The following is a 20200-nucleotide window of genomic DNA, read 5'->3' on the forward strand; positions in this document are numbered from 1 at the left end:
TATCGAGGAATATTTTTCAAACATTCGCCCATTACTTTATATGTATGTAAAAACATCATGGGTGGAAACTAAATTTTGTTTTCACATAATAACTACAGATTATTTTATCTCAAAAAAGAATGTCGAAAAACTATTTTATTATTTCAATTTTGTTAAAAAGGTGTTTTCCGAATAATGGAATTTCGATAATTTAATTTTGAAAAGAGAGTAATTCCTTCTAATCAAAAAACAGACCCATATTACTGGATCTGTACCATAATTCGTTCTCTTTGCTGAAAGGTTGCTAGATTTGAAGCGCCTAATTGCTGTAACAATGTCTTGTTTTCTGCTACATATTTGCCAAGATCGTCTGGAAAGTGTGAATCAGAAGAAAGGGTAATGGGGACACCCTTCTTGACAATTGTCTTTAGGAAATCAACAGATGGACACATTTCCTTAACTGGATAGCGATAATATAGACCCGCGTTCACTTCTGTAGCCGTATTTGTTTCTAATAGTGCATCTGCTATACGTTCATACCATTTTTGATTAAAAGATTCATTGTTTACTTTGAAGTTAAATACTTTTAAATTATCTAAATGGGCAACAAAATCAAACATCTTTGACCGAATCATTTTTTCAACGGTTTCATAAAAACGTGTATATAACTCGGTTAAATCTTGTTTTTCGAAGTGAGATACGGTTTGTGGATTATCAAATCCCCATCCGTCCACAAAATGAACAGAACCGATCACATAATCCCATGGTTTTCCTTCTAAAAGGGCTGCAAGCTCCTGCTCTTGCCCGACAAAATAATCCGCTTCAATGCCTAACTTTAATGAGACGCCTTCATTTTCCCAGCGCTTTTTTGCTGCTAAAATGACTTCAACGAATTCGTCCATTTTTTCCGTCATGACATTTTTCAGCCAATATGACTGCAATGCGCCAATTGAATCAGATGGGTCTAAATTCAACGCGGTTTCAAAATAGTTCTTCGTTTCTTGAAAACGATACAAATGATCGACAATTCCAACTTCCTTCAAACCAACTTCTTTTGCTTTTTTCAAATATAAGTCCAACCATTCCTGACTATAACAGCCAGCTTTCAATCGTTTGGATAGCTGATTCATTTCGTATTCAATCTTTGCTTTCGACCCATGTTCAAGTGATACATTTGGTTGAAAATATCCAAGAGCTTTCGCCGTTCTTTCAAGCCAGCTAAACGAATATGGTCCTTCTTCAAGATGTACGTGATAATCGATTAACATTCCACTTGACTCCCCTTTGCGATTGTCCATTTCGTGTACCATTCTTTCCATTCTTTCGGACAAAGCTGATTACTTATGACTTCATCGAATTGGTTCGCCTGAGCGAAAGAGAAAAATGAAGGAACACCTATTTTCGATGAATCAGCGAGCAAAATACACTTTTTACTGCACGCCATCATTTTCGCTGAAACGAGCGATTCATCTAAATCATAATCATAGATTGTATCTGCCACCATTCCACCACAGGAAATGAACGCTTTATCCAAATGCATATGACTTAGCCACTCAAGTGTCATGGCACCTGAGACAGAGGATTGCGCGGGATTCGATACCCCACCGAGCATGATTACCTTTCCTGTCACTCGCTTTTCTTCAATCGCTTGGTTAAACCGATCGGCTGCAGCAATCGAATTCGTTACAATGGTTAAATTATGCAAATTTTGAATGAAATCAGCCATATGAACCGTAGTCGTTCCAACATCGATCGCAATCGTATCTCCATCTTCAATACGTGATATCGCTTCTAAAGCAATTTGTACTTTTTCGATCCGATTGATATCAAGCTTTCGTAAAAAGGCTTGTTCTTCTTCTAGTCTTGTATACAGAACAGCTCCCCCGTGTACTCGAGTTAACTGTTCAAGCTTCTCTAGCTCGTTCAAGTCTCGGCGAATCGTTTCTGGCGTCACAGAAAACTCTGACGCCATTTTTGCCACGGATACTCGCTTCTCCTCTTTCACCCATTGAATAATTAAACGCTGTCGTTCTTCTTTTATTTCATTCATGATAAAGCAATAACATCCTCTGGTTCCACAAATAATTGATACTCCATCCCTTGCACAAAAGTAGGAGCACGATGATGTAATTGTTCCGTCGTAAATTGCTTGTCGTCGGCATAAAATGTTGTCCTGATCACATTTCCATTCATAACAGAATCACCAGCAATTGCTCGTAATGGGTAAGAGGAGGGTTGTGATTGTATATGAATCGATTCAGGGCGAATCGCGTATTTATCTGCAGACATCGATAAATTTTTTCCAAATAGATTTCCTAATTGATCCTTTGAAAAAACATTGTATCTGCCAATAAAATTGGCGACAAATTCCGTTTTTGGTCTTGTATAAATTTCAGATGGTGTTCCTTCTTGCGCAATTTTCCCCTTATTCATGACGAAAATGCGATCAGAAACAGACATTGCTTCTTCTTGGTCATGTGTAACAAGAATCATTGTCATATTCAGTTCACGTTGAATCGTGCGCAGTTCGACTTGCAAATGCTTCCGAATTTGCGCATCAAGCGCACTTAACGGTTCATCAAGCAACAATACTTTCGGACGAACAACAAGTGAACGAGCAAGTGCGACCCGTTGCTGCTGACCGCCGGATAGCTCATGCGGATACGCCTTCTTCTTTTCTTGTAGACCAACGAGCTCTAACATTCTTTCTACACGTTCTTCCACTTCATTGGCTGGTTTTTTGTTCATTTTTAAACCAAATGCAACATTTTCAAACACTGTCATATTCGGAAAAAGTGCGTATGATTGAAATACCATACCCACTTTGCGCTTTTTAGGAGGAATGTTCTTCATGTCTTTTCCATCGATCATCACCGTACCGCCAGTCGCATCTGTTAGACCGGATAATATGCGCAAGATCGTACTTTTTCCACAGCCACTTGGTCCAAGTAACGTCACAAATTCACCATCTTGAATTTTCATATCAATTCCAGTAAGAACATTTGTATCTTGATATTGCTTATGAACGTCTTTTAACAATACATGACTCATGCGCGCGTCATCCCTTTCGCTTTATTCGTTAATACTGCCATCACCATCGTCAAAATCCCCATCAACACGATGTATAAGAACACAATTGCACTCGCAATATGACCACTTGTACTTAATTTCGCCATTAAATAAATTTGCACGGTTTCAAAACGAGAACCAACCACAAGGTTAATCAAAACAAATTCACCAAATAAGACGGAAAACGATAACAGTGCTGATACGAATAACCCCGGATATACTGATGGAAGTAACACCTTACGGAAAGCGTCCATTTTTGAAGCACCTAATAATTCTGCCGCATCCATTAATTGACGTCCTTGTACATTCCTCAAGCTATTTCGTGTTCCTTGGTACATATACGGGAGGACACTAATGACATATACTCCAATCACAGCTAGTGTCATTGGCATACTTGTTCCTGAATAAAATCGAATTAATCCAACTGCTAGAATAACACCTGGGAAGGCGTACACCATCACAATACTTGCCTGAAACCACTTTTCTAACTTTGGAAAGTATAAGACGATCACGAAAATCGCCGGCACAATAAACAAAATTGAAATGACAACCGCTCCTCCAGAAAGAAGAACAGATCGGCCGAACGCTTCGATAAAGCGAGCATCTTGAAAGAGCGCACCAATCCATTCGAACGTTAATCCTTCCGGTAAAATGGTTTTATTCCATTCTGTTGAAAATGCATACAAAGCTGTTGCGAGAATCGGCAAAGCTAAATATATTCCGATCAGGGTGAGCATAATGACTGTAAACTTTTTCATCGCTTCAACAAATCCCTTCTCGTTTTTTTGACGAGCCACTCACTAAGCAACATAACAATAATCATGATCAAACCAAGTAGAACGGCAATCGCGCTCGCTAATTCCGGTTGAGCAAAGATATCTCCTGTAATCAATGCCCCGATCCGAATAGCCGCTAGGTTAAAATTACTCCCCGTTAAAGCATAAGCAGATGCGTAGGCACCCATCGCATTGGCGAACAAAATGGTAAACGTTCCTGCAATTCCAGGAAATATGATAGGCAGACCGATTTTTCGCCAAAATACAACCGGTGAGGCGCCTAATAACGCAGCGGCATCTTTCCACTGTTGCTGTATTCCGTGATATATCGGATATAAAAGCATAATTGCCAGAGGAAGTTGAAAGTAAATATAAATGAGTAATAGCCCTGACCAGCTATAAAGCGAAAAGGATAGGTCCCAACCAAACGAATGAAGTGCTAATGTAAAAAGTCCGCTATTTCCAAGTAATACAATAAATGCAAAAGCAAGCGGAACACCTGCAAAGTTAGAAGTTAAATTGGACAAAATCAATAACCTTTCGCGGATCTGTTCGGGAAAATATGTCATCGCAAACACCCCAAGTAAAGAAACGGCGAGGGCAATGAATGCTGAAACGATAGACAAAGCGAAACTATTTTTAAACCCTTGTAAAATATAAGAGCTTGATAACGCTTCTTGATAATGTTCTAACGTAAAGCCTTGACTATTAGAAAAACTGCTCACCAACATGTAAATGAGCGGGACGAGAAAAAAGAACGTCATCAATAAAGCGAACGGGACTAATATGAGAAGTACGCTTTTTTTTCCATTCATAATCATGATGTCTCCCTTTTTATCGCAGATTAGTTCAACTAACCATCAATGAGGGGATGGCCGCTGAAGCCATCTCCTGTATGTTGGAAAACCCCCATTGATAGAAGTTTTTTCACATTATTGATCGACTAGCCCCGGCATGAGCAGAGGAACCATTGCTTCAGATGGATCGATTCCGAGTAAATGACAGGCAAGTGGTGCCAATTGCAGCTGTGAAACGACCTGCTCTTGTATAATCGGTTTCACTTTATTAGAGGCAATAAATAACGGAACATGACGATCATCCATTGTATTCCCGCCATGATTTCCATCAGCCGTCATCCCATGGTCAGCTGTTACGATGATGTCATAACCAAGGTCCATCCAAATTGGCAACGTCTGTGCCAATAGGTCATCTGTAGCCAAAACACGATTGCGATATTGAACCGAATCCGCTGTATATTTATGTCCATCATCATCTACATTCATCGGATGAATATAGAGAAAATCCGGATTTTTTTCAGAAACAAGCCACTGTGCTTCGGCAAATAAATGACTATCTGGGTAATGATCTTCAAAATAAAACAGTCCATTTTCAATAGGTGCATCTTTGTCTAATTGAATTCGATCGATTCCATGTCGAAAAGGCGCATGACTATAAAGTTCGCTTACCCAGTAATAAGCAGCTGCAGCGGTTTTCTTCCCGCTGCGTCTTGCTAAATGAAACAGACTTTCTTGCGTCGATAATCGAATGACTCCATTGCCGACAACTCCATGAACGAAAGGTGGCGTTCCAGTTAAAATGGTTTCGTATAACGGTCGGGATAGCGAAGGGACTTCCGATTTCACTTCATAACGCGCGACCTTTCCCTGTTCAACCAAATGCTGCATAAATCCCATATGTGAACATGCTGTATCAAAACGTAACGCATCAATAACGATCATGATTAAGCGATTATTTGACATGGATTAACACCTGCTCTTGCCACATTTGTGGAATCTTTTTCGTTGTGTCTTCCCAAGCTTTTTGATCGCTCACTGGTTGAGCATTTTTATACATTTCATTTGGCAATAAAAGAGATTGAACTTCTTTTGATAACTTAACGTTTTCACGAATTGGGCGAGCATATCCTTTTGCTAAATTTTCTTGCCCCTCATCAGAAAGAATGTATTCACGAGCTAACATCGCCGCATGCGGATTTTTTGCGTACTTGTTAATAATAGTGGCATAACCAGATGTAACAGAAGCCTCTTCTGGAATCGTTACGTCAAAACGCGCTTCATCAATTTGTTTACGATAGCCTAGTGCGTTAAAATCCCAAACTAAAGCAACATCAATTTCGCCTTTTTCTAAGTTAGCAACACTTGGATCCCCAGCAGATAATCGGCCTTGTTTCGCTAATTCTGCAAAGAAATCAATACCTGGTTGAATATTCTTTTCGTTCCCGCCGAATGCATAGGCAGCTGCTAGAATAGCAAATTGGGCTTGGTTTGCTGTTAGGGCATCCCCTATGCTAACTTTGTAATTTCCATTTTTTAAATCTGCCCAAGATGTTGGTGCATTTTTCACATTATTTTTATCGGTAATAAAAGACATCGTGCCTGTATATCCAACAATCCAGTCTCCATTATCATCTTTTGCCCAAGCTGGAATGTCATCCCAGTAAGATGTTTTATATGCAAGCGATAAACCTTGCTCTTTTGCTATCGGCCCAAAGGCGATTCCAACATCACCAATGTCAGCTGTTGCATCTTTCTTTTCTGCTGCAAATTTTGCTAGCTCTTCTGCACTGGACATATCTGTATCCGAATGTTGTAAATTATACTTTGTTCCTAACTCATCCCATGTTTCCACCCAGTTTGCCCAAGTGTCCGGCATCCCAACTGAATTTACTTTACCTTCTACTTTTGCTTTTTCTTCTATTTGAGCCAATGTCAATTGGTTATAATCCGTTTCTTCTCCTGCGCTTAAACCATTATTACTATTGTTTGAGGAACAAGCTGCTAACATAGAAATAGTCATGACACCGATAATTCCTTTTTTCCAATTACGAATCCAAGACATGGTCATTTTCCTCCTAAATATGTTTGTTTTTGTTTTGTATTACACTATGAATATACAAAACAAATATTAAGCAAAAACCCTTCAAACACTAAGCCTTTGTAAATTTCAATTTACAAATCATTTACATCCCACATTTGATTAAGTTGAAATAGAGGTAACTATCGAAAAAGATATTTGTAAGTGGAAGATGGTGTGAAATTTGATATAGTATAGTAGAGTTAGCTTAGACTAACAAAAATAGCAGTATGCTCAAAAAAATGGAGGAAATATGAAATGAAAAAGATATTAGCTGCATTACTTACAACGGCGCTTATATTTTCGCCTGTTGGGAACATTGTTTTCAAAGATCATGCAACAACTGTAGAAGCAAAAGGGTACAAATCAGGAAAGAAAAGTTTTAACATCAATAACAATAAATCAACTAACAATTCTAATTTTCAAAATAAAAAAACAGAGCCTTCTGCCGCAAAGAAGCCAGCAAATACAACGAATCCTAAGGGTGGATTCATGTCTGGAGGCCTAATGAAAGGTTTAATGTTAGGTGGGCTTGCTGGATTACTGTTTGGAAGTCTGTTTGCTAATATGGGAGCATTAGGATCGATCCTAGGGCTTATCATCAATGTTCTGGCGATTGTCGTTTTAATCTCAATCATTCGCAAAATCTTTGCCTTTTTCAAAAACAATAAGAAAGATCAGGATCCGAATCCATGGAGAGGCTAACTATTTTTGAGCAAGATATTATAAATGCGATTTGCGTTTATATTTCTCGTAAAAAACAAGTGCGGCCTGAAGAGGTTGAAGTTGAATTAATGTATGATGACGATTATGGATTCTCTGCGGAAGCTTTTGTTGACGGACGAAAGCAAGTTTTAATTACTGCAAATATCATTGAGGCTCTCCGTTTATGGCTTGATGAATTTTTGAATAGAGACCCGTATGCAGGAATTCAATTAGTGCTAGACGATGAAGAAGGGATTATTGCAAAAATTAACGAGTAAAATGAGAACCATATACTCCCTGACTATCACTTGAAGATGATCTCTGTTTAAACGTTTAAACAGGGGTCATCTTTTTAAATTTCAATTGTTTATGATACGACATTTCTTTGACAGGCCACGATTATTACTCCCGTAAAAGCTTGTCACAATTCATGATAAATAAACATACCTTATTATATCTTGTTTAAGGAGATGATAATTTGGTTCGCGTCCTTGATTTCCAAGCAACACAACCTTTAAACAGTTTTAATCCAGCAAAGGGTTTTATCATTCCACAAGCTCCACAAAGTGTCCCTTTAGCCACGATTCGAATTAATATCCCGTCTATTGCTACAAGAAATAATCATGTAGAGCTAATTGCAACTGTAGGCGTAGAAGGAATTACAGGTATAGCTCAAATTTTATTTAGAATTTTTCGTGATGGGGAAGAAATTTTTAATACTCAAACAGGAATAGAATCAGCAGGCTCAGAACAAAACTACGCCATTACTTTTCAAGCCATTGATACCAACCTACGAGCTGGGTCCCACGTCTATGAAGTTACTGCTGAAAATATTACCGGAAACACTACAGCAAACGTTGTTGGACCCATTTCTTTTAGCGGTTTAGCAGTTAAGAGGTAACTAATAGCTATTACACGTAATCTTCATCGATGCTATTTGTATAACAGGCAGTCGAGTGTTGGCATGGTCAACACTCTTTTATCAATGACTACAACAAAAAACTAGACTCACCTTCAGGCAAGTCTAGCGGCAATGGTCAGTACACCCTTCCAATAATAGTTCCATCTTTCCATTATCCATTTTTATGATTGTTAGGCTTGTGCCATGGATAAAAGGTGGGCTCCATATCTCTTCAATTGGCTTATTTCTGCAAAGGAGATAAAGTGCTTTGATCACCACTCCATGTGTAACAACGAGAACATTTCCAGTTGGCGGGCTCTTCACTAGCTCCATAAAAAAATCGGCAATCCGCTTTTTAACATCGAAAAAGTTTTCTCCGTCTAGACTTTTATAAAGCTCAGGCTGATTCCAAAAAGCATGAAACTCTTCAGGGTACTCAATTTGGATGTCTCCCTCCACTTTCCCTTGCCAATCACCTAAATGAATCTCCATTAATCTTTCGTCGGTTTCAATTAATTTAGGATTTTTCCTACTAACAAGCTTAGCCGTTTCCATCGCTCTAGTGCTGGGAGAAGAAATGATTCGCACGAAATCTGTATCTTTCAGTCTCTCACCTAATGATCGCGCGTCCTTTATTCCCTTTTCGGTCAAGGAAGAATCCAATCGGCCCTGCATCCTTTTTTGCGTATTCCATTCGGTTTCCCCATGTCTAATCACATATACATTTAACATTTGATCACCTCAACCTTATGAAAATGCAGACGAGCAACCGCTTTGATTTCTGCTTCTTTCTCCTGATTAAAAACAGCAAGGAAACAAGTGGACGGTCCCGATGATTTATGAATATCTAGACTTGTATCTATTTCAGAATCCTCAAAAGTCCGATTCCAAAATAATTGATTCAATTCATAGAGTATCCCTTTGGAACCAACAGGCAAAAGGGTAACATCATCCATGAAATTGAGCTGTTTAAACAGAGATAGCGAAGCAACTTCTGATGCATGCTCAATGACCTCATTCCCTAATAAAGGTTTACCGATAACACCGATAGCCAAATCCTCTGTAAAATCCACACGATGTTCTTCAGCGCCATTCTGCTTTTTCCCAAGAACCGTTAATCCAATAGCTGATTGGAGAAGGGAAAAATTGCTTTCCGTGCTCCCGTTAATCTGAATCCTCTCAAGGGAAAGCTCCTCTATCCCGCGATTAATTCCGTCGATTAATGCTGTCCAAGCGTTTTCTCCACAAAAATTCTGGATCGTAACAGCGAAAGGAGCTCCTCCTGCAGCCATACATTCCATTACTGCTACCCGGAAGCTAAAGTAAGCAACCGTTTCATAAGGGACATGGACTGCATCCATTTCCTTTAATCCGATTCCTCCGCTATTATCACTCGCAACTACTACCGCTTCCTCTCCATTAAAAGGAAAGATTAGTACATCTCTCATTGATGTGTTCTCACTTTTGAAAGCATGGGCTCAATTAAACGAGCTAGTCTCGGGATTAAAATTAAAGCGAACACAGTATTTATAGCTGCTCCGATAAAAAGCGATGGAACAATGGAAAAATAGAAGGCCTTACTCATTAAAAACATAAACGGCAAGGGAGCTGCAAATGCATTCCCTAGAACAAATAACACACCTGCTTGCCATTTCAACCCTTTGCGGTAAAGAACAGCAAAGACAAAAGCTAAAATAGCCATTTCACCCGCAACAATTCCATGAAACGGACCCATTGGCATTCCGCCTATGAAAGCCGAAAGCAGATGACCCATCGCACCAACGATAGCACCAGAAGGTCCGCCTAAAATGGCTGCGGCAAGCAGGGCAGGAAAAGCATCCAATGCCACACTGCCGATTACCGCAGGAATTTTGATGGCAGCACCAACGGCCGTTAGGGCAACTAATAAAGCTATAAAAGCTATTTTTCTACTTTTCACTTACTTATCCTCCTTGCGTTTCCCTTCACGAAAAACCTTTGCACTGCGAATGTATTCCACATCCTTTTCATTCGAACGAAAATTAATCACTCTTGCTAGCGCAAAGAAATAATCTGACAATCTATTTAAATACTGCTGGGCTGCTTCAGAAATCTCTGGGTCCGCCTTTTTTAATGAAACAACTAGTCTCTCCGCTCTTCTCGTTACTGTGCGTGCGATATGAATAGATGCGGCAGCAGGTGTGCCTCCAGGTAAAATAAATCTTTCAAGCTTAGGTGCTTCTTCGATAAAAGCGTCGATTTGTTTCTCTAAGTATTCAACTGATTCTTTTTGCAGCTTTAGCTCTTTGTCTTTTTTGACATTCGCTAAATCGCCGCCACAGTCAAATAGCTCATGCTGGATTTTTTCCAAGTCATCTAAAATATCTTTAAACTTTTCTTTGTCCAGCTGTGACATCACCTGCCCAACAAAGCAGTTCACTTCATCAATTGTTCCATATGCCTCGACACGAATATCGTCCTTTTCAACTCGGCCGCCGATAATACTTGTTTTTCCCTTATCACCTGTACGCGTGTAAATTTTCATTGTCACTACCCCTTTATATTTTTTTATAATCGCTTTTCCCGAAATACTCATTTAATCCGCTGACTAACTCCATACCAAATTAACTCTGCCTGTTCCGCTGTTTTTGCGGTATCCTGATAGGCCCAGCCAGTTAAATCTCGCCATTTACGTACTTCTGCAAACATCGGAACAATTCCTTTATTCATATCTGTTCCGATTAAAATTAATTTCCGGCGTGGATCCTCATTTTCCCATTTACGCCATTCGGTAAGATATTGCTGCCATTTTGCTCGCGCCTGACCGATTTCGTATTGGGCTGCTAATTGTTTTAACCAGACTTCGATTCCCTCAAGGATGACGATTTGATGATGGGGAAAATCCTCGGGAATCCCTTCATCTTTATAACCGGAAATCCATAGGTGAGGAACCGCCTTTAATTGATAATATTCAGTTACCCAGTTTGATTTGCCGTTAAAGGCACCTCCCGTAACGAAGTGCATCGCTCACCCCTCCTTAATCCGTCCTGAGTCCAGATGAGTTCATAGCCCTTTCCGTGGTGCGCTTGCCAATCCCAAAAATCCATTTCTTCTGGTGCCCATTTTGATAAAAAAGTCCGGATTACACCGCCATGAGTGACAATGGCTACCTTTTTCAGTGAGGCGGATAAGATGGCATCCGTCACCATTTTCCACCCACTATCCACTCTTTCGGAAAACTCTTTAAACGATTCCCCGTCTGGAGGCTTCGTAGAAAAGGGATCAGCAAGCCAAGTCTGATATTCCGGATCAAGCTTTAAATCTTCATATGTTTTTCCTTCCCACGCGCCGAAGTTCATCTCACGAAACTCGGAATGAGGATGAGGTTGATTATCAGGGAATAGCATTTTAGCCGTTTCCAAACATCGTCCTAAATCGCTTGAAAAAAGGAAATCATATTGCCTTTCAACCCTTCCTGCTTTTTGGCATAATGGAGAATCTGACCAACCAAGATAAGCATGGCGCTTATTAGCCTCCGTCAGCCCATGGCGAAATAATGAAATAGCCACAACGTCATCCATAACAGCACCTCCGTCCCCTCTACACTTGCACCGAGAACATCCCCTGTCATTCCGCCGAACCAGCGGATGACTTTCTTCTGCAAAAACAGAAAAGTCAATCCCGATACGAAAATAAAGAATAAAACCCCTAAAGCCAATTCGTTTATAAAAGTTCCGCCGACGCCCAGTAAAATTAGAATGTAAAACGGATAAATAAAATGTGTCTTTTCATTAGATGCCTCTTTAAACAGCGTGCCCAAGCCTTCCTTTTTTGCAGCTGGAACCTTTAAAATCAATTCACCCATCACCATTTTACTGAAAAAAGGCACCAATGCGATAAACAGATAAGATGCAGCTTGCGCCATCTGGACTATCTCATATATAAAAAGAAAACGGGCACTTAATAAAACAATGACAGACAAAACACCAAAGGCGCCTGTCCGCGGATCACTCATAATCTCAAGCCTTTTCTTCTGATCACGGTAAGAAAAATATGCGTCACTCGCATCCATCCACCCATCCAGATGAATGCCGCCAGTCAAGATGATCCCAGCAAGCCAGACGGCAAAGGCGGCCGTTAAAGCCGAAAATGGTGTCCAATGAAGAAAGCCATACAGTATCAACGCATAAATAGAACCTTGGATGAGACCGAGCAATGGGAAGGTTTTAATTGCTTTTTCAAGATGGTTTTTATCCATCGGCAGTTCTAAACGGATCGGAATGGATGTGAAAAACTGCAGGTTGATGAGTAAGCCTTTAACCCACTTCATCAGCTTTACTCCAGTTAAAAATAATGTCCTTCAGCCTCTCCCAATCAAGATGCTTTAGTAGACGCGCGGCAAGCTCATCATAAATTTCATCGTTTGTTTCATTAGGGTAGGTTGGTCCAACGGCTTCAGTAGCCGATAAAGAATCTTCCTCTGCGATCATATGGTTCTCTACATACGGCAGCACGCCTAGAACGGGAATGCCTGTCTTCTCCTCCAGCCATTTGACACCATCCTTAAATAGGTGATGATCCCCGCGAAATTTATTAATGATTAACCCTTTTACTCTTGCCCTTTCAGCAGCGGTAAGCAGCTCTAATGTGCCAACAATGCTGGCAAAGACACCGCCTCTTTCAATATCTGCCACTAACAGGACTGGAACATCCGCCATTTCCGCTACCTTCATATTGACAAGTTCTTTATCTTTTAAATTAATTTCTACCGGACTCCCTGCCCCTTCCATGATTAGCAGATCATAGTCTTCCGCTAAATTCTCAAGAGCGGTTTCAATCGTTTGAATCCCTTTTTCGTAAAATAACTCCCGATAGTTCTTTCCCGGGATTGTTTCTAACGATTTCCCGAGCAGCACAACCTCTGAAAGCTGATTGGGCCTTGGCTTTAGCAGGATGGGGTTCATCCATTCATTCGCAGACGTTTTGGCAGCTTCAGCTTGAATCCCCTGAGATCTGCCAATCTCCTTGCCATTATGCGTTATATATGAAAAATTACACATGTTCTGCGATTTGAATGGAGCTACTTTAAAGCCTTCATTGGCGAATGCCCGGCAAAGAGCGGTGGTAATCAGGCTTTTTCCTACATCAGATGCCGTTCCTTGTATCATAATCCCTTTCATGCTCATTCTTTTCCTTTCATCAGGATGGGAATGCCAGCTTCAACGAGATAAGCCTGCTTTGCTTTTGTAACAATATGCTGATGAAGCAATCCAAGCATTTTCCCATATATTATGACTAATTCATTATTTCCTTGCGGTTCAAAAAGTACTTCATTGCTAACAACGATCAAGCGATGGCATTTTTGTGAAATATCTCCTATTCCTTCTATAATGGTCTCCATGACATATTGCTGAAATTGACGTTTTATCCACTGATCATCCATGCTGAAAAACTCATTATTTAATAGCGTCGTTAAGCAATCAAGCAAAATAATATCTGCATGGTTAAAAACCCCTGAAAGCTCTTTTAGCTGAGTTGGCTTTTCCCACGTTCTCCAGTTCAGCCCGCTATTTAGACGATCCTTTTGATGCCTTAGGATTCGATGCCTCATCTCCTCATCACTCGCCTGTCCAGCTGCAATGTAATGAAGGTTTCCACCTGTTTTTTGTGCCTCTTCTGCAGCCAGCTTTTCCGCAAAGCTGCTTTTTCCGCTCCGAACGCCGCCACTAATAAAGATTATGGACGATTCCGCCATTCCTCGATCGCCCCCATTAATTGATCATTCTCCTCTGGTCCCTTAACCGCCAAGCGTAGCCACTCCCCTTCTAGACCCGGGAAATTCATCGTATGCCTAGGAATTAGCCCTTTTGTGATTAAAAATTGAAAAAGTGGAAGCTGGGAACGAATGAATGGATCTTTTAATAAATAAAAGTTGATTCGGGAAGGAGAAACAATAAACTTCATCTGTCTATAAAAATCAAATAATCTTTCTCTTTCGGTATTGATGAGCTCTATTGTTTCCTCAACATAAGATTCACTATCGAGGCACCACTCCCCTGCCTGTAAAGCAATGGCATTCATGCTCCAATGCGGCTGAAAGCTTTCTAATTGGTCAATAACCGGTTTGGCTGCCATCACATATCCTAAGCGCAGGCCAGGGATCGCAAACATTTTCGTCATCGACCGGATAATTAGCAGATTTGGATATTCTTTTATAAAAGGAACAATAGACTCATATTCTGAAAGAAAATCATAAAAGGCTTCATCGATGATTAATAGGGTTTCTTGTCTATGACACTCTTTCATCAGTTTAATCAACAGCGATTTAGAATAATAAATGCCCGTTGGATTGCATGGATTACATAGAAATAATGCGTCTGTATGAGGTAATTTTTCAGCTAAGTCTTCTATATGTAATGCCCATTCGTTTGATGTTAGCTGATGATATTCAATTGTACACCCATTTATCCGGCATGATTCTTCATATTCTGAAAAAGCGGGCTGAACAATGAGAGCCCTTTTTCCGGCGAGCATTCTTCCTATAAGGGCAATAAGCTCTGCTCCACCGTTGCCGAGTAAGATTTGCTCTTCTGCAATCTTTTCCTTTTTAGCAAGCTTTCTCCTCAGCTTCTTTCCTTGCGGATCAGGATAATCAGAGACGCTTGAAAAAAGCTCTCCCCATTTTTCTTTTAAAATAGGAGGGGGTCCCTTCGGATTGATATTGGCGCTAAAATCAATCCTTTTCTTAGGTAACGAGATTTGTAAGGCATCGAATAAATATTGCGGATTAGAACCATGTGCCGGCCAAATCAATGAGCATTCCTCCTATCCACAACCAAAATAAAAAAATTGGAATCGTGCGAGTGACAATATCATTTGCTTGAAGAATATGCTTTTTCTCTAGCTCTAAAAACGGGTTCCCCATAGTTGCTCGACTAGATACGATCCCTTTGTAATAGTTAATGCCCCCAAGCTGAACACCTAAAAGGGCTGCGACCGCGGCTTCTCCCCAGCCTGAATTCGGGCTTGGATGCCTGTTAGCGTCACGGAAAACAATTTTCCAAGCATTTTTTTTACTATCAAAGGAGCGGTTACCGACAAGCATACATACAGAAGTGAGCCTGCTCGGAATCCAGTTGACGATATCATCTAGGCGGGCAGATGCCCAGCCGAAGTCCGCATATTTCTCATTGCGATAGCCGACCATTGAATCACATGTATTAATAGCGCGATACATAAGGGCTAGCGGCGCACCGCCAATGAGAGCCCAAAATAGCGGAGCTGTAATCCCATCACTCGTATTTTCGGCGACCGTTTCAACAGTTGCCCTTACAATTTCAGGCTCATTCAGTCGGTCAGTGTCCCTGCCGACAATATAAGAAAGCTTGTGCCTAGCCTCTTGAAGGTCCCCTTTTTCCAACGGGTCATAAACAGACAGTGCTGCCTGTTTTAAGCTTTTTTGCGCAATCGCGGTTGAAATTAATATGGCTTCCCCAACAATGCCTGCTATCGGGTGAATCCAATACAAAACACTGACGAGCAGAAAGGCTATGGCTCCGACAGTTAATAAAACAGTTAACAGCATGAGCAGGCCTTTTTGTCTTTTCGAGCTTCCATGATTCCAGCTTTTATCGAGTTTATTTATGAATGATCCTATCCATTTAACAGGATGGGGCCAGTTTGGCGGGTCCCCAACAACAAGATCAATGCCTATGGCAATAGTCAGCGCAAAAAGATGAAACAATATCATTTTTTCACCCTTTTTCTGCTCTTTTGAATCGCTTCAAGCGTACATTCATAAACGCCTTTTCCAATCAATTTTCCTAGCGGGGTAATCGTTCCGGCATACTCTAGCCTTTCTCCCCTTTGAGTTGCCGCAATTAAAATACTGTCTGTCGATGTGCCAGTAGCAATCGTCTCCGTTACAGGGTCCTTTATTTGTAGATCATGCATCGCCTTCACCTTTGCTTCGGTTGCAGTCATAATGCTTTGAATAAAGGCCTCCTCTGTCATGTCGCCGCTAACAAATATCCACGTATTAATCGTTCCAGGCTGCAGTTGAAACGCATGCTGACCGCCTCTGGAAGCATCGATTGCGTTACCGACACCAGCAGTGACGACAATGAATACAGCAAAGTGATCTTCCCGATAAAACTGATAGCTCACATCCTCCAACTTCACTGCTGTCATCATGCCGACTGTTTCGCCCGGTTCAAACCCGTGAGATTTTAAATAATCTGCCATTTCTTGCCGATGGTCACTGCAATCATAATTTTTATCTACATGCCGATTTACAAAGACTTGATGCCAGCCTGTCCCTGCCCCAACTACTCCTGAGGACATCGTTCGAAGAGGAACTGGCGATCTGAAGACGACCTGTTCATCGAAACGCTCGAGAAATCTTTCATCTAAATAGTGAGATTCCTTTTCTACTTCCTTCTCGGGCAGTAAAGCGATTTGAGGGGCTGGCACTTTCGGATGAGGATGCTTTTCAATTTTTGTCTTGTAGACACTTCGAATTCGCTCCTCCCGCAACACTTCATTTGCTGTGTCGTTAATATTTATTTCACCATTCTCTAACAGCAGAAGCCGATCACAATATAACCCAGCAAGATTCAAGTCATGAAAAATCGAGATAACAGTCAGACCGCGATTTTTTGTCCAGCTTTTTAATAAATCCAGCAAATCCTTTTGAAAAGAAAGATCAAGATGATTCGTTGGTTCATCGAGCAGCAAAATTTCCGGCTCCTGTGCAAGTGCCTGCGCTAAAAACACCCTTTGTCTTTCCCCACCGGATAGCTCATGAATATAATGACTTTCAAAATGGACAACGCCTGTCTGCTCCATGGCCTGTATCACAATCCGCTCATCCTCTTGTGTCCACGAATGAAACCAGCCCTTTTGATGAGCATACCTGCCTAATGAAACCGTTTCTTTTACCGTATAGGAGAAGCTTTGGTTGGAGTGCTGGGACAAAACAGCAATAATTTTCGCCAATTCTTTAGCAGAGTAGTCCTTTAGTGATATGCCTTTCAACGTAACTTCTCCGGATTTAAAAGGCAGGATCCCGCTAAGCATTTTGAGCAAGGTTGTTTTCCCGCTTCCATTTGGGCCTAATATGCCGAATAGCTCCCCCTTTTCCACTTCAAAGGATACATTTTTAATGACAGAATCTCCTGTATATCCTCCCGTTATCTGTTGGACACTAAGCATCTTCTATCCTCTTCTTTCCGTTCTTCTTTTCATCAAAATGATAGCAAATACAGGTGCGCCTACAAGCGCAGTAATGACCCCAATTGGCAGCTCGGTTGGTGAGATGATCGTTCTTGCTACGAGATCAGCGAGAATAAGGAAGCCGCTCCCCGTTAATATGGATAAAGGCAATAAATGCTTATGATCAGGTCCCCAAAGGAGCCTTGTTAAATGGGGAATGACGAGCCCAACAAAGCCAATCGTTCCTGAAACAGCGACAGCAGCACCTGTTAAAATAGAGCCAGCCACTAGAACCATCATTTTTCTTCGCTGTACATTTACGCCAATATGCTGTGCTCGTTCCTCTCCAAAGGACATCGCATTTAATTCATTGCTATTAAAAATAAGTATAGCGGAACCAATAATAAAAAATGGCATGATAATTTTAATATAAGCCCAGCCCCGCATCGAAACGCTACCTAGGAGCCAGCCGATAATTTGCCTTAGTTCTTCCCCCGTTAGGGCAATCATAAGAGAAATGAAGGCTCCTAAAAAGGAACTGAAAATAATCCCTGTTAATATAATCGTTTCTACTTTCATTGATCTTTCCACTTGACGGGCAAAGAGCAGGACTAAAAAAATCGTAATAAAAGAAAATAGGATACTTAATAATGGCAATGTAAATAGGCCCACGTACGGAATGGAAAGACCGAAGAATAGAGTAATGACAGCTCCCACCGAGGCACCTGAAGAAACGCCAAGAGTATATGGATCTGCCAGAGGATTTCTTAATAAACCTTGGAAGGCGGCTCCCGCAATTGCGAGAGACGCCCCAACTAAGCCTGCCAGAATCACTCGTGGAAGACGAATATTCATGACAATATTTGCGTACATCGAATCAATTTGTTCATTTGGTGATAAGCGGAAAATTTCTGCACCAATAATTTTAATAATAGCCATCGCTGGAACAGAAACGGTTCCAATGGAAATGCCAAGCAGCATAGCAATTATTAAAAATGCCGCTGCTAGTATATAAGCGAAACCTTTATTATTTAAATGTTTCCGGGTAAATTGCTTTTGCAAGTAGCTCTACTCCTTCAACTAGCCTTGGGCCTGAACGGTTAACCATATCAGAATCTACGTCTACCACTTGATTGTTTTTAACTGCATTTATTTCCTGCCAGCCATTACGGCCTAATACATTGCCAACAGGGTCTTCTGTATAATATCCGTGAGTTGTAATGATTACATCCGGATTTTTCTCAATTATTGCTTCTGGATCCACTTTCGGCCAGCCTTCTTCGGTAATGATGTTATCTGCATGAAGGATGCTGAGCATTTCATTCATAAACGTGTTGGTTCCTGCCGCATACATTTCTGGAGCTGGTGCAACTTCAATGAATACCTTTTTACGGTCTTCATCCTTGATTGTTTTTGCTTTTTCCTTAATTTCCTCAAGCTTTGCTCTCATGCTCTCAACAAGCTGCTCTGCTTCGTCCTTCTTCCCTGTCGCTGTACCTATCATGTTAATGGAATTAAAGACATCATCAAAGTTTTTCGCCTCATTGACAATAAACACAGCTATCCCTGCATCTCTAAGCTGCTGAAGACCAGCTTCTCCATAATTAGCACCAGATTCATGTGCCAATACTAAGTTCGGCTTTAAAGAAATGATTTTCTCAACATTAAAATCCATGGCGCCAATTTTCTCTTTTTCAGCGGTTTCAGCTGGATAATTATCATAATCAGATATACCAACAATTTCATTGCCTAAACCTAATGCAAAGGAAATTTCCGTATTACTTGGTATTAGTGAAACAATTTTTTCAGGCTTCGATTCTATAACTACCTCATTATCTAATGCATCCTTTATCGTAACTGGAAAGTCAGCCTTTTCCTCTTGGGCTTGTTGATTTCCTTCGCTCGCCGTATTTTTCTTCGGCTCCTCCGTACTAGCTCCACAACCAGCAAGAACACCGATTGCTAAAAGCAATGCGAAAAATAATGAATAAAGCTTTTTCATTCTAGATTCCTCCAATTTTTTTAAATAAAATAGAAAAGCGGAAGCGCCTTGATCACCCCCGACAAGCACAAGTCGAGCCTCCCGGAAAGGTGTACTTTACCTTTCAGGGAGGATTGGCTTGTGACCTCGAGGGGGTAGGCGCTGCAGCTAGACAAAAAAACATCTCCACAATTGAGATGGAGATGTTTGTATAGGTATACGAGAAAATAAAAGGCAGTACCTGTCAAACACCTCCTATCCTCGTAGGTTTGTGGTGCAATTAGAATTAGGCAGGTCTCCTGGCTCATGGTCATTGCTTAGTTGCGCCTTCCCATACATTATTGTACAGTGGCCATTGCAGTAAGCTCCCATATACAGTGGCGGGACCGCGTTGGAATTATACCAACTTCCCTATTAAGTCTTTTTAGTTAAAAAGACACCCATTCTCTTGATTTGTATGAAATTTTCAACACTTTTGATTATACACATATTTTCGGGAATAGGACAAGGTTATTTATTTTTCGCCTTAAAATATAAACTTGCCTCACCCATGAACGTTTTATAGTGGGTGTTTTACTTGGGGCCTCGCAAAAACGCGTACCATGAACACTTCATAGTCGCCGTTTTGACTGGGGACTCGCGAAAACGAGTACCATGAACACTTCATAGTCACCGTTTTGACTGAGGACTCGCGAAAACGCGTACCATGAACACTTCATAGTT

At 40.8% G+C, this 20200-nt stretch carries 24 protein-coding genes and 1 riboswitch; of the genes, 3 read left to right on the plus strand and 21 right to left on the minus strand.

All coding sequences use genetic code 11. The annotated features are described in order from the left end of the window. Positions 1 to 239: 239 nt before the first annotated feature. The 7 genes from F7731_RS24980 to F7731_RS25010 form a co-directional block, all read right to left on the minus strand. Positions 240 to 1247, minus strand: a complete 1008-nt coding sequence (locus F7731_RS24980; RefSeq protein ID WP_151537487.1) for a histidinol phosphate phosphatase domain-containing protein — start codon at positions 1245 to 1247, stop codon at positions 240 to 242. After that, positions 1241 to 2029 (minus strand): DeoR/GlpR family DNA-binding transcription regulator, encoded by a 789-nt coding sequence (locus F7731_RS24985; protein ID WP_151537488.1) that lies wholly within the window; start codon positions 2027 to 2029, stop codon positions 1241 to 1243. Before F7731_RS24985 ends, F7731_RS24980 begins: the two co-directional genes overlap by 7 nt. Beyond that, positions 2026 to 3030 (minus strand): ABC transporter ATP-binding protein, encoded by a 1005-nt coding sequence (locus F7731_RS24990; protein WP_151537489.1) that lies wholly within the window; start codon positions 3028 to 3030, stop codon positions 2026 to 2028. The genes F7731_RS24985 and F7731_RS24990 overlap by 4 nt, the downstream gene beginning before the upstream one ends. Further along, entirely contained in the window at positions 3027 to 3806 is a 780-nt protein-coding gene (locus tag F7731_RS24995) for an ABC transporter permease (RefSeq protein ID WP_151537510.1), read from the minus strand. The genes F7731_RS24990 and F7731_RS24995 overlap by 4 nt, the downstream gene beginning before the upstream one ends. Further along, positions 3803 to 4639, minus strand: coding sequence for an ABC transporter permease (locus F7731_RS25000; RefSeq protein ID WP_151537490.1), 837 nt, complete (start codon positions 4637 to 4639; stop codon positions 3803 to 3805). Before F7731_RS25000 ends, F7731_RS24995 begins: the two co-directional genes overlap by 4 nt. Before the next feature lie 117 nt (positions 4640 to 4756). Then, entirely contained in the window at positions 4757 to 5584 is an 828-nt protein-coding gene (locus F7731_RS25005) for an alkaline phosphatase family protein (protein ID WP_151537491.1), read from the minus strand. Then, positions 5574 to 6629: an ABC transporter substrate-binding protein gene (locus tag F7731_RS25010; RefSeq protein ID WP_425482042.1), complete on the minus strand. Its 1056-nt coding sequence runs from the start codon at positions 6627 to 6629 to the stop codon at positions 5574 to 5576. The genes F7731_RS25005 and F7731_RS25010 overlap by 11 nt, the downstream gene beginning before the upstream one ends. 327 nt (positions 6630 to 6956) lie before the next feature. On the opposite strand from F7731_RS25010, the gene F7731_RS25015 reads away from it, so the two are divergent. The 3 genes from F7731_RS25015 (at position 6957) to F7731_RS25025 (ending at position 8304) form a co-directional block, all read left to right on the plus strand. After that, positions 6957 to 7403: a hypothetical protein gene (locus F7731_RS25015; protein WP_151537493.1), complete on the plus strand. Its 447-nt coding sequence runs from the start codon at positions 6957 to 6959 to the stop codon at positions 7401 to 7403. Continuing rightward, positions 7391 to 7681 carry a YxcD family protein gene (locus F7731_RS25020; protein ID WP_151537494.1) on the plus strand — a complete coding sequence of 97 codons (291 nt, stop codon included), beginning with the start codon at positions 7391 to 7393 and terminating at the stop codon, positions 7679 to 7681. The genes F7731_RS25015 and F7731_RS25020 overlap by 13 nt, the downstream gene beginning before the upstream one ends. A gap of 200 nt (positions 7682 to 7881) precedes the next feature. Continuing rightward, positions 7882 to 8304 carry an exosporium protein C gene (locus F7731_RS25025; protein WP_151537495.1) on the plus strand — a complete coding sequence of 141 codons (423 nt, stop codon included), beginning with the start codon at positions 7882 to 7884 and terminating at the stop codon, positions 8302 to 8304. Between the two features lie 123 nt (positions 8305 to 8427). On the opposite strand, the gene F7731_RS25030 is transcribed toward F7731_RS25025, so the two are convergent. From F7731_RS25030 to F7731_RS25095, 14 genes are read right to left on the minus strand one after another with little or no spacing between them, the layout of a single operon-like run. After that, positions 8428 to 9036: a histidine phosphatase family protein gene (locus tag F7731_RS25030; protein ID WP_151537496.1), complete on the minus strand. Its 609-nt coding sequence runs from the start codon at positions 9034 to 9036 to the stop codon at positions 8428 to 8430. Continuing rightward, positions 9030 to 9752 (minus strand): ATP-binding protein, encoded by a 723-nt coding sequence (locus F7731_RS25035; protein ID WP_151537497.1) that lies wholly within the window; start codon positions 9750 to 9752, stop codon positions 9030 to 9032. Before F7731_RS25035 ends, F7731_RS25030 begins: the two co-directional genes overlap by 7 nt. Further along, positions 9749 to 10243, minus strand: a complete 495-nt coding sequence (locus F7731_RS25040) for an ECF transporter S component (RefSeq protein ID WP_151537498.1) — start codon at positions 10241 to 10243, stop codon at positions 9749 to 9751. The genes F7731_RS25035 and F7731_RS25040 overlap by 4 nt, the downstream gene beginning before the upstream one ends. Next, positions 10244 to 10828, minus strand: coding sequence for a cob(I)yrinic acid a,c-diamide adenosyltransferase (locus F7731_RS25045; RefSeq protein WP_151537499.1), 585 nt, complete (start codon positions 10826 to 10828; stop codon positions 10244 to 10246). A gap of 47 nt (positions 10829 to 10875) precedes the next feature. Continuing rightward, the gene (locus F7731_RS25050) at positions 10876 to 11307 is read right to left on the minus strand and encodes a bifunctional adenosylcobinamide kinase/adenosylcobinamide-phosphate guanylyltransferase (RefSeq protein WP_151537500.1); all 432 of its coding nucleotides are present in this window, start codon (positions 11305 to 11307) and stop codon (positions 10876 to 10878) included. Beyond that, positions 11259 to 11864, minus strand: coding sequence for a histidine phosphatase family protein (locus F7731_RS25055; protein ID WP_151537501.1), 606 nt, complete (start codon positions 11862 to 11864; stop codon positions 11259 to 11261). Before F7731_RS25055 ends, F7731_RS25050 begins: the two co-directional genes overlap by 49 nt. Continuing rightward, positions 11822 to 12613, minus strand: a complete 792-nt coding sequence (cobS, locus tag F7731_RS25060; protein ID WP_151537502.1) for an adenosylcobinamide-GDP ribazoletransferase — start codon at positions 12611 to 12613, stop codon at positions 11822 to 11824. Before cobS ends, F7731_RS25055 begins: the two co-directional genes overlap by 43 nt. Further along, positions 12600 to 13463, minus strand: coding sequence for a cobyric acid synthase (locus F7731_RS25065; protein WP_151537503.1), 864 nt, complete (start codon positions 13461 to 13463; stop codon positions 12600 to 12602). Before F7731_RS25065 ends, cobS begins: the two co-directional genes overlap by 14 nt. 2 nt (positions 13464 to 13465) lie before the next feature. Continuing rightward, a complete protein-coding gene (locus F7731_RS25070) occupies positions 13466 to 14038 on the minus strand; it encodes a bifunctional adenosylcobinamide kinase/adenosylcobinamide-phosphate guanylyltransferase (protein ID WP_151537504.1) in 573 nt (190 codons plus the stop codon). Beyond that, entirely contained in the window at positions 14020 to 15096 is a 1077-nt protein-coding gene (cobD, locus tag F7731_RS25075) for a threonine-phosphate decarboxylase CobD (protein WP_151537505.1), read from the minus strand. The genes F7731_RS25070 and cobD overlap by 19 nt, the downstream gene beginning before the upstream one ends. Then, positions 15071 to 16033: an adenosylcobinamide-phosphate synthase CbiB gene (gene cbiB / locus F7731_RS25080; protein ID WP_151537506.1), complete on the minus strand. Its 963-nt coding sequence runs from the start codon at positions 16031 to 16033 to the stop codon at positions 15071 to 15073. Before cbiB ends, cobD begins: the two co-directional genes overlap by 26 nt. Then, entirely contained in the window at positions 16030 to 17496 is a 1467-nt protein-coding gene (locus tag F7731_RS25085; protein ID WP_151537507.1) for an adenosylcobinamide amidohydrolase, read from the minus strand. The genes cbiB and F7731_RS25085 overlap by 4 nt, the downstream gene beginning before the upstream one ends. A gap of 3 nt (positions 17497 to 17499) precedes the next feature. Further along, on the minus strand, positions 17500 to 18558 hold the full coding sequence (locus F7731_RS25090) for a FecCD family ABC transporter permease (RefSeq protein ID WP_151537508.1): 1059 nt from the start codon (positions 18556 to 18558) through the stop codon (positions 17500 to 17502). Beyond that, on the minus strand, positions 18524 to 19498 hold the full coding sequence (locus F7731_RS25095) for an ABC transporter substrate-binding protein (RefSeq protein WP_151537509.1): 975 nt from the start codon (positions 19496 to 19498) through the stop codon (positions 18524 to 18526). Before F7731_RS25095 ends, F7731_RS25090 begins: the two co-directional genes overlap by 35 nt. A gap of 251 nt (positions 19499 to 19749) precedes the next feature. Beyond that, positions 19750 to 19936: riboswitch (cobalamin riboswitch) on the minus strand. Positions 19937 to 20200: the final 264 nt, after the last annotated feature.

The organism is Cytobacillus depressus (assembly GCF_008923245.1).
Classification (GTDB): Bacteria; Bacillota; Bacilli; order Bacillales; family Cytobacillaceae; genus Cytobacillus; species Cytobacillus depressus.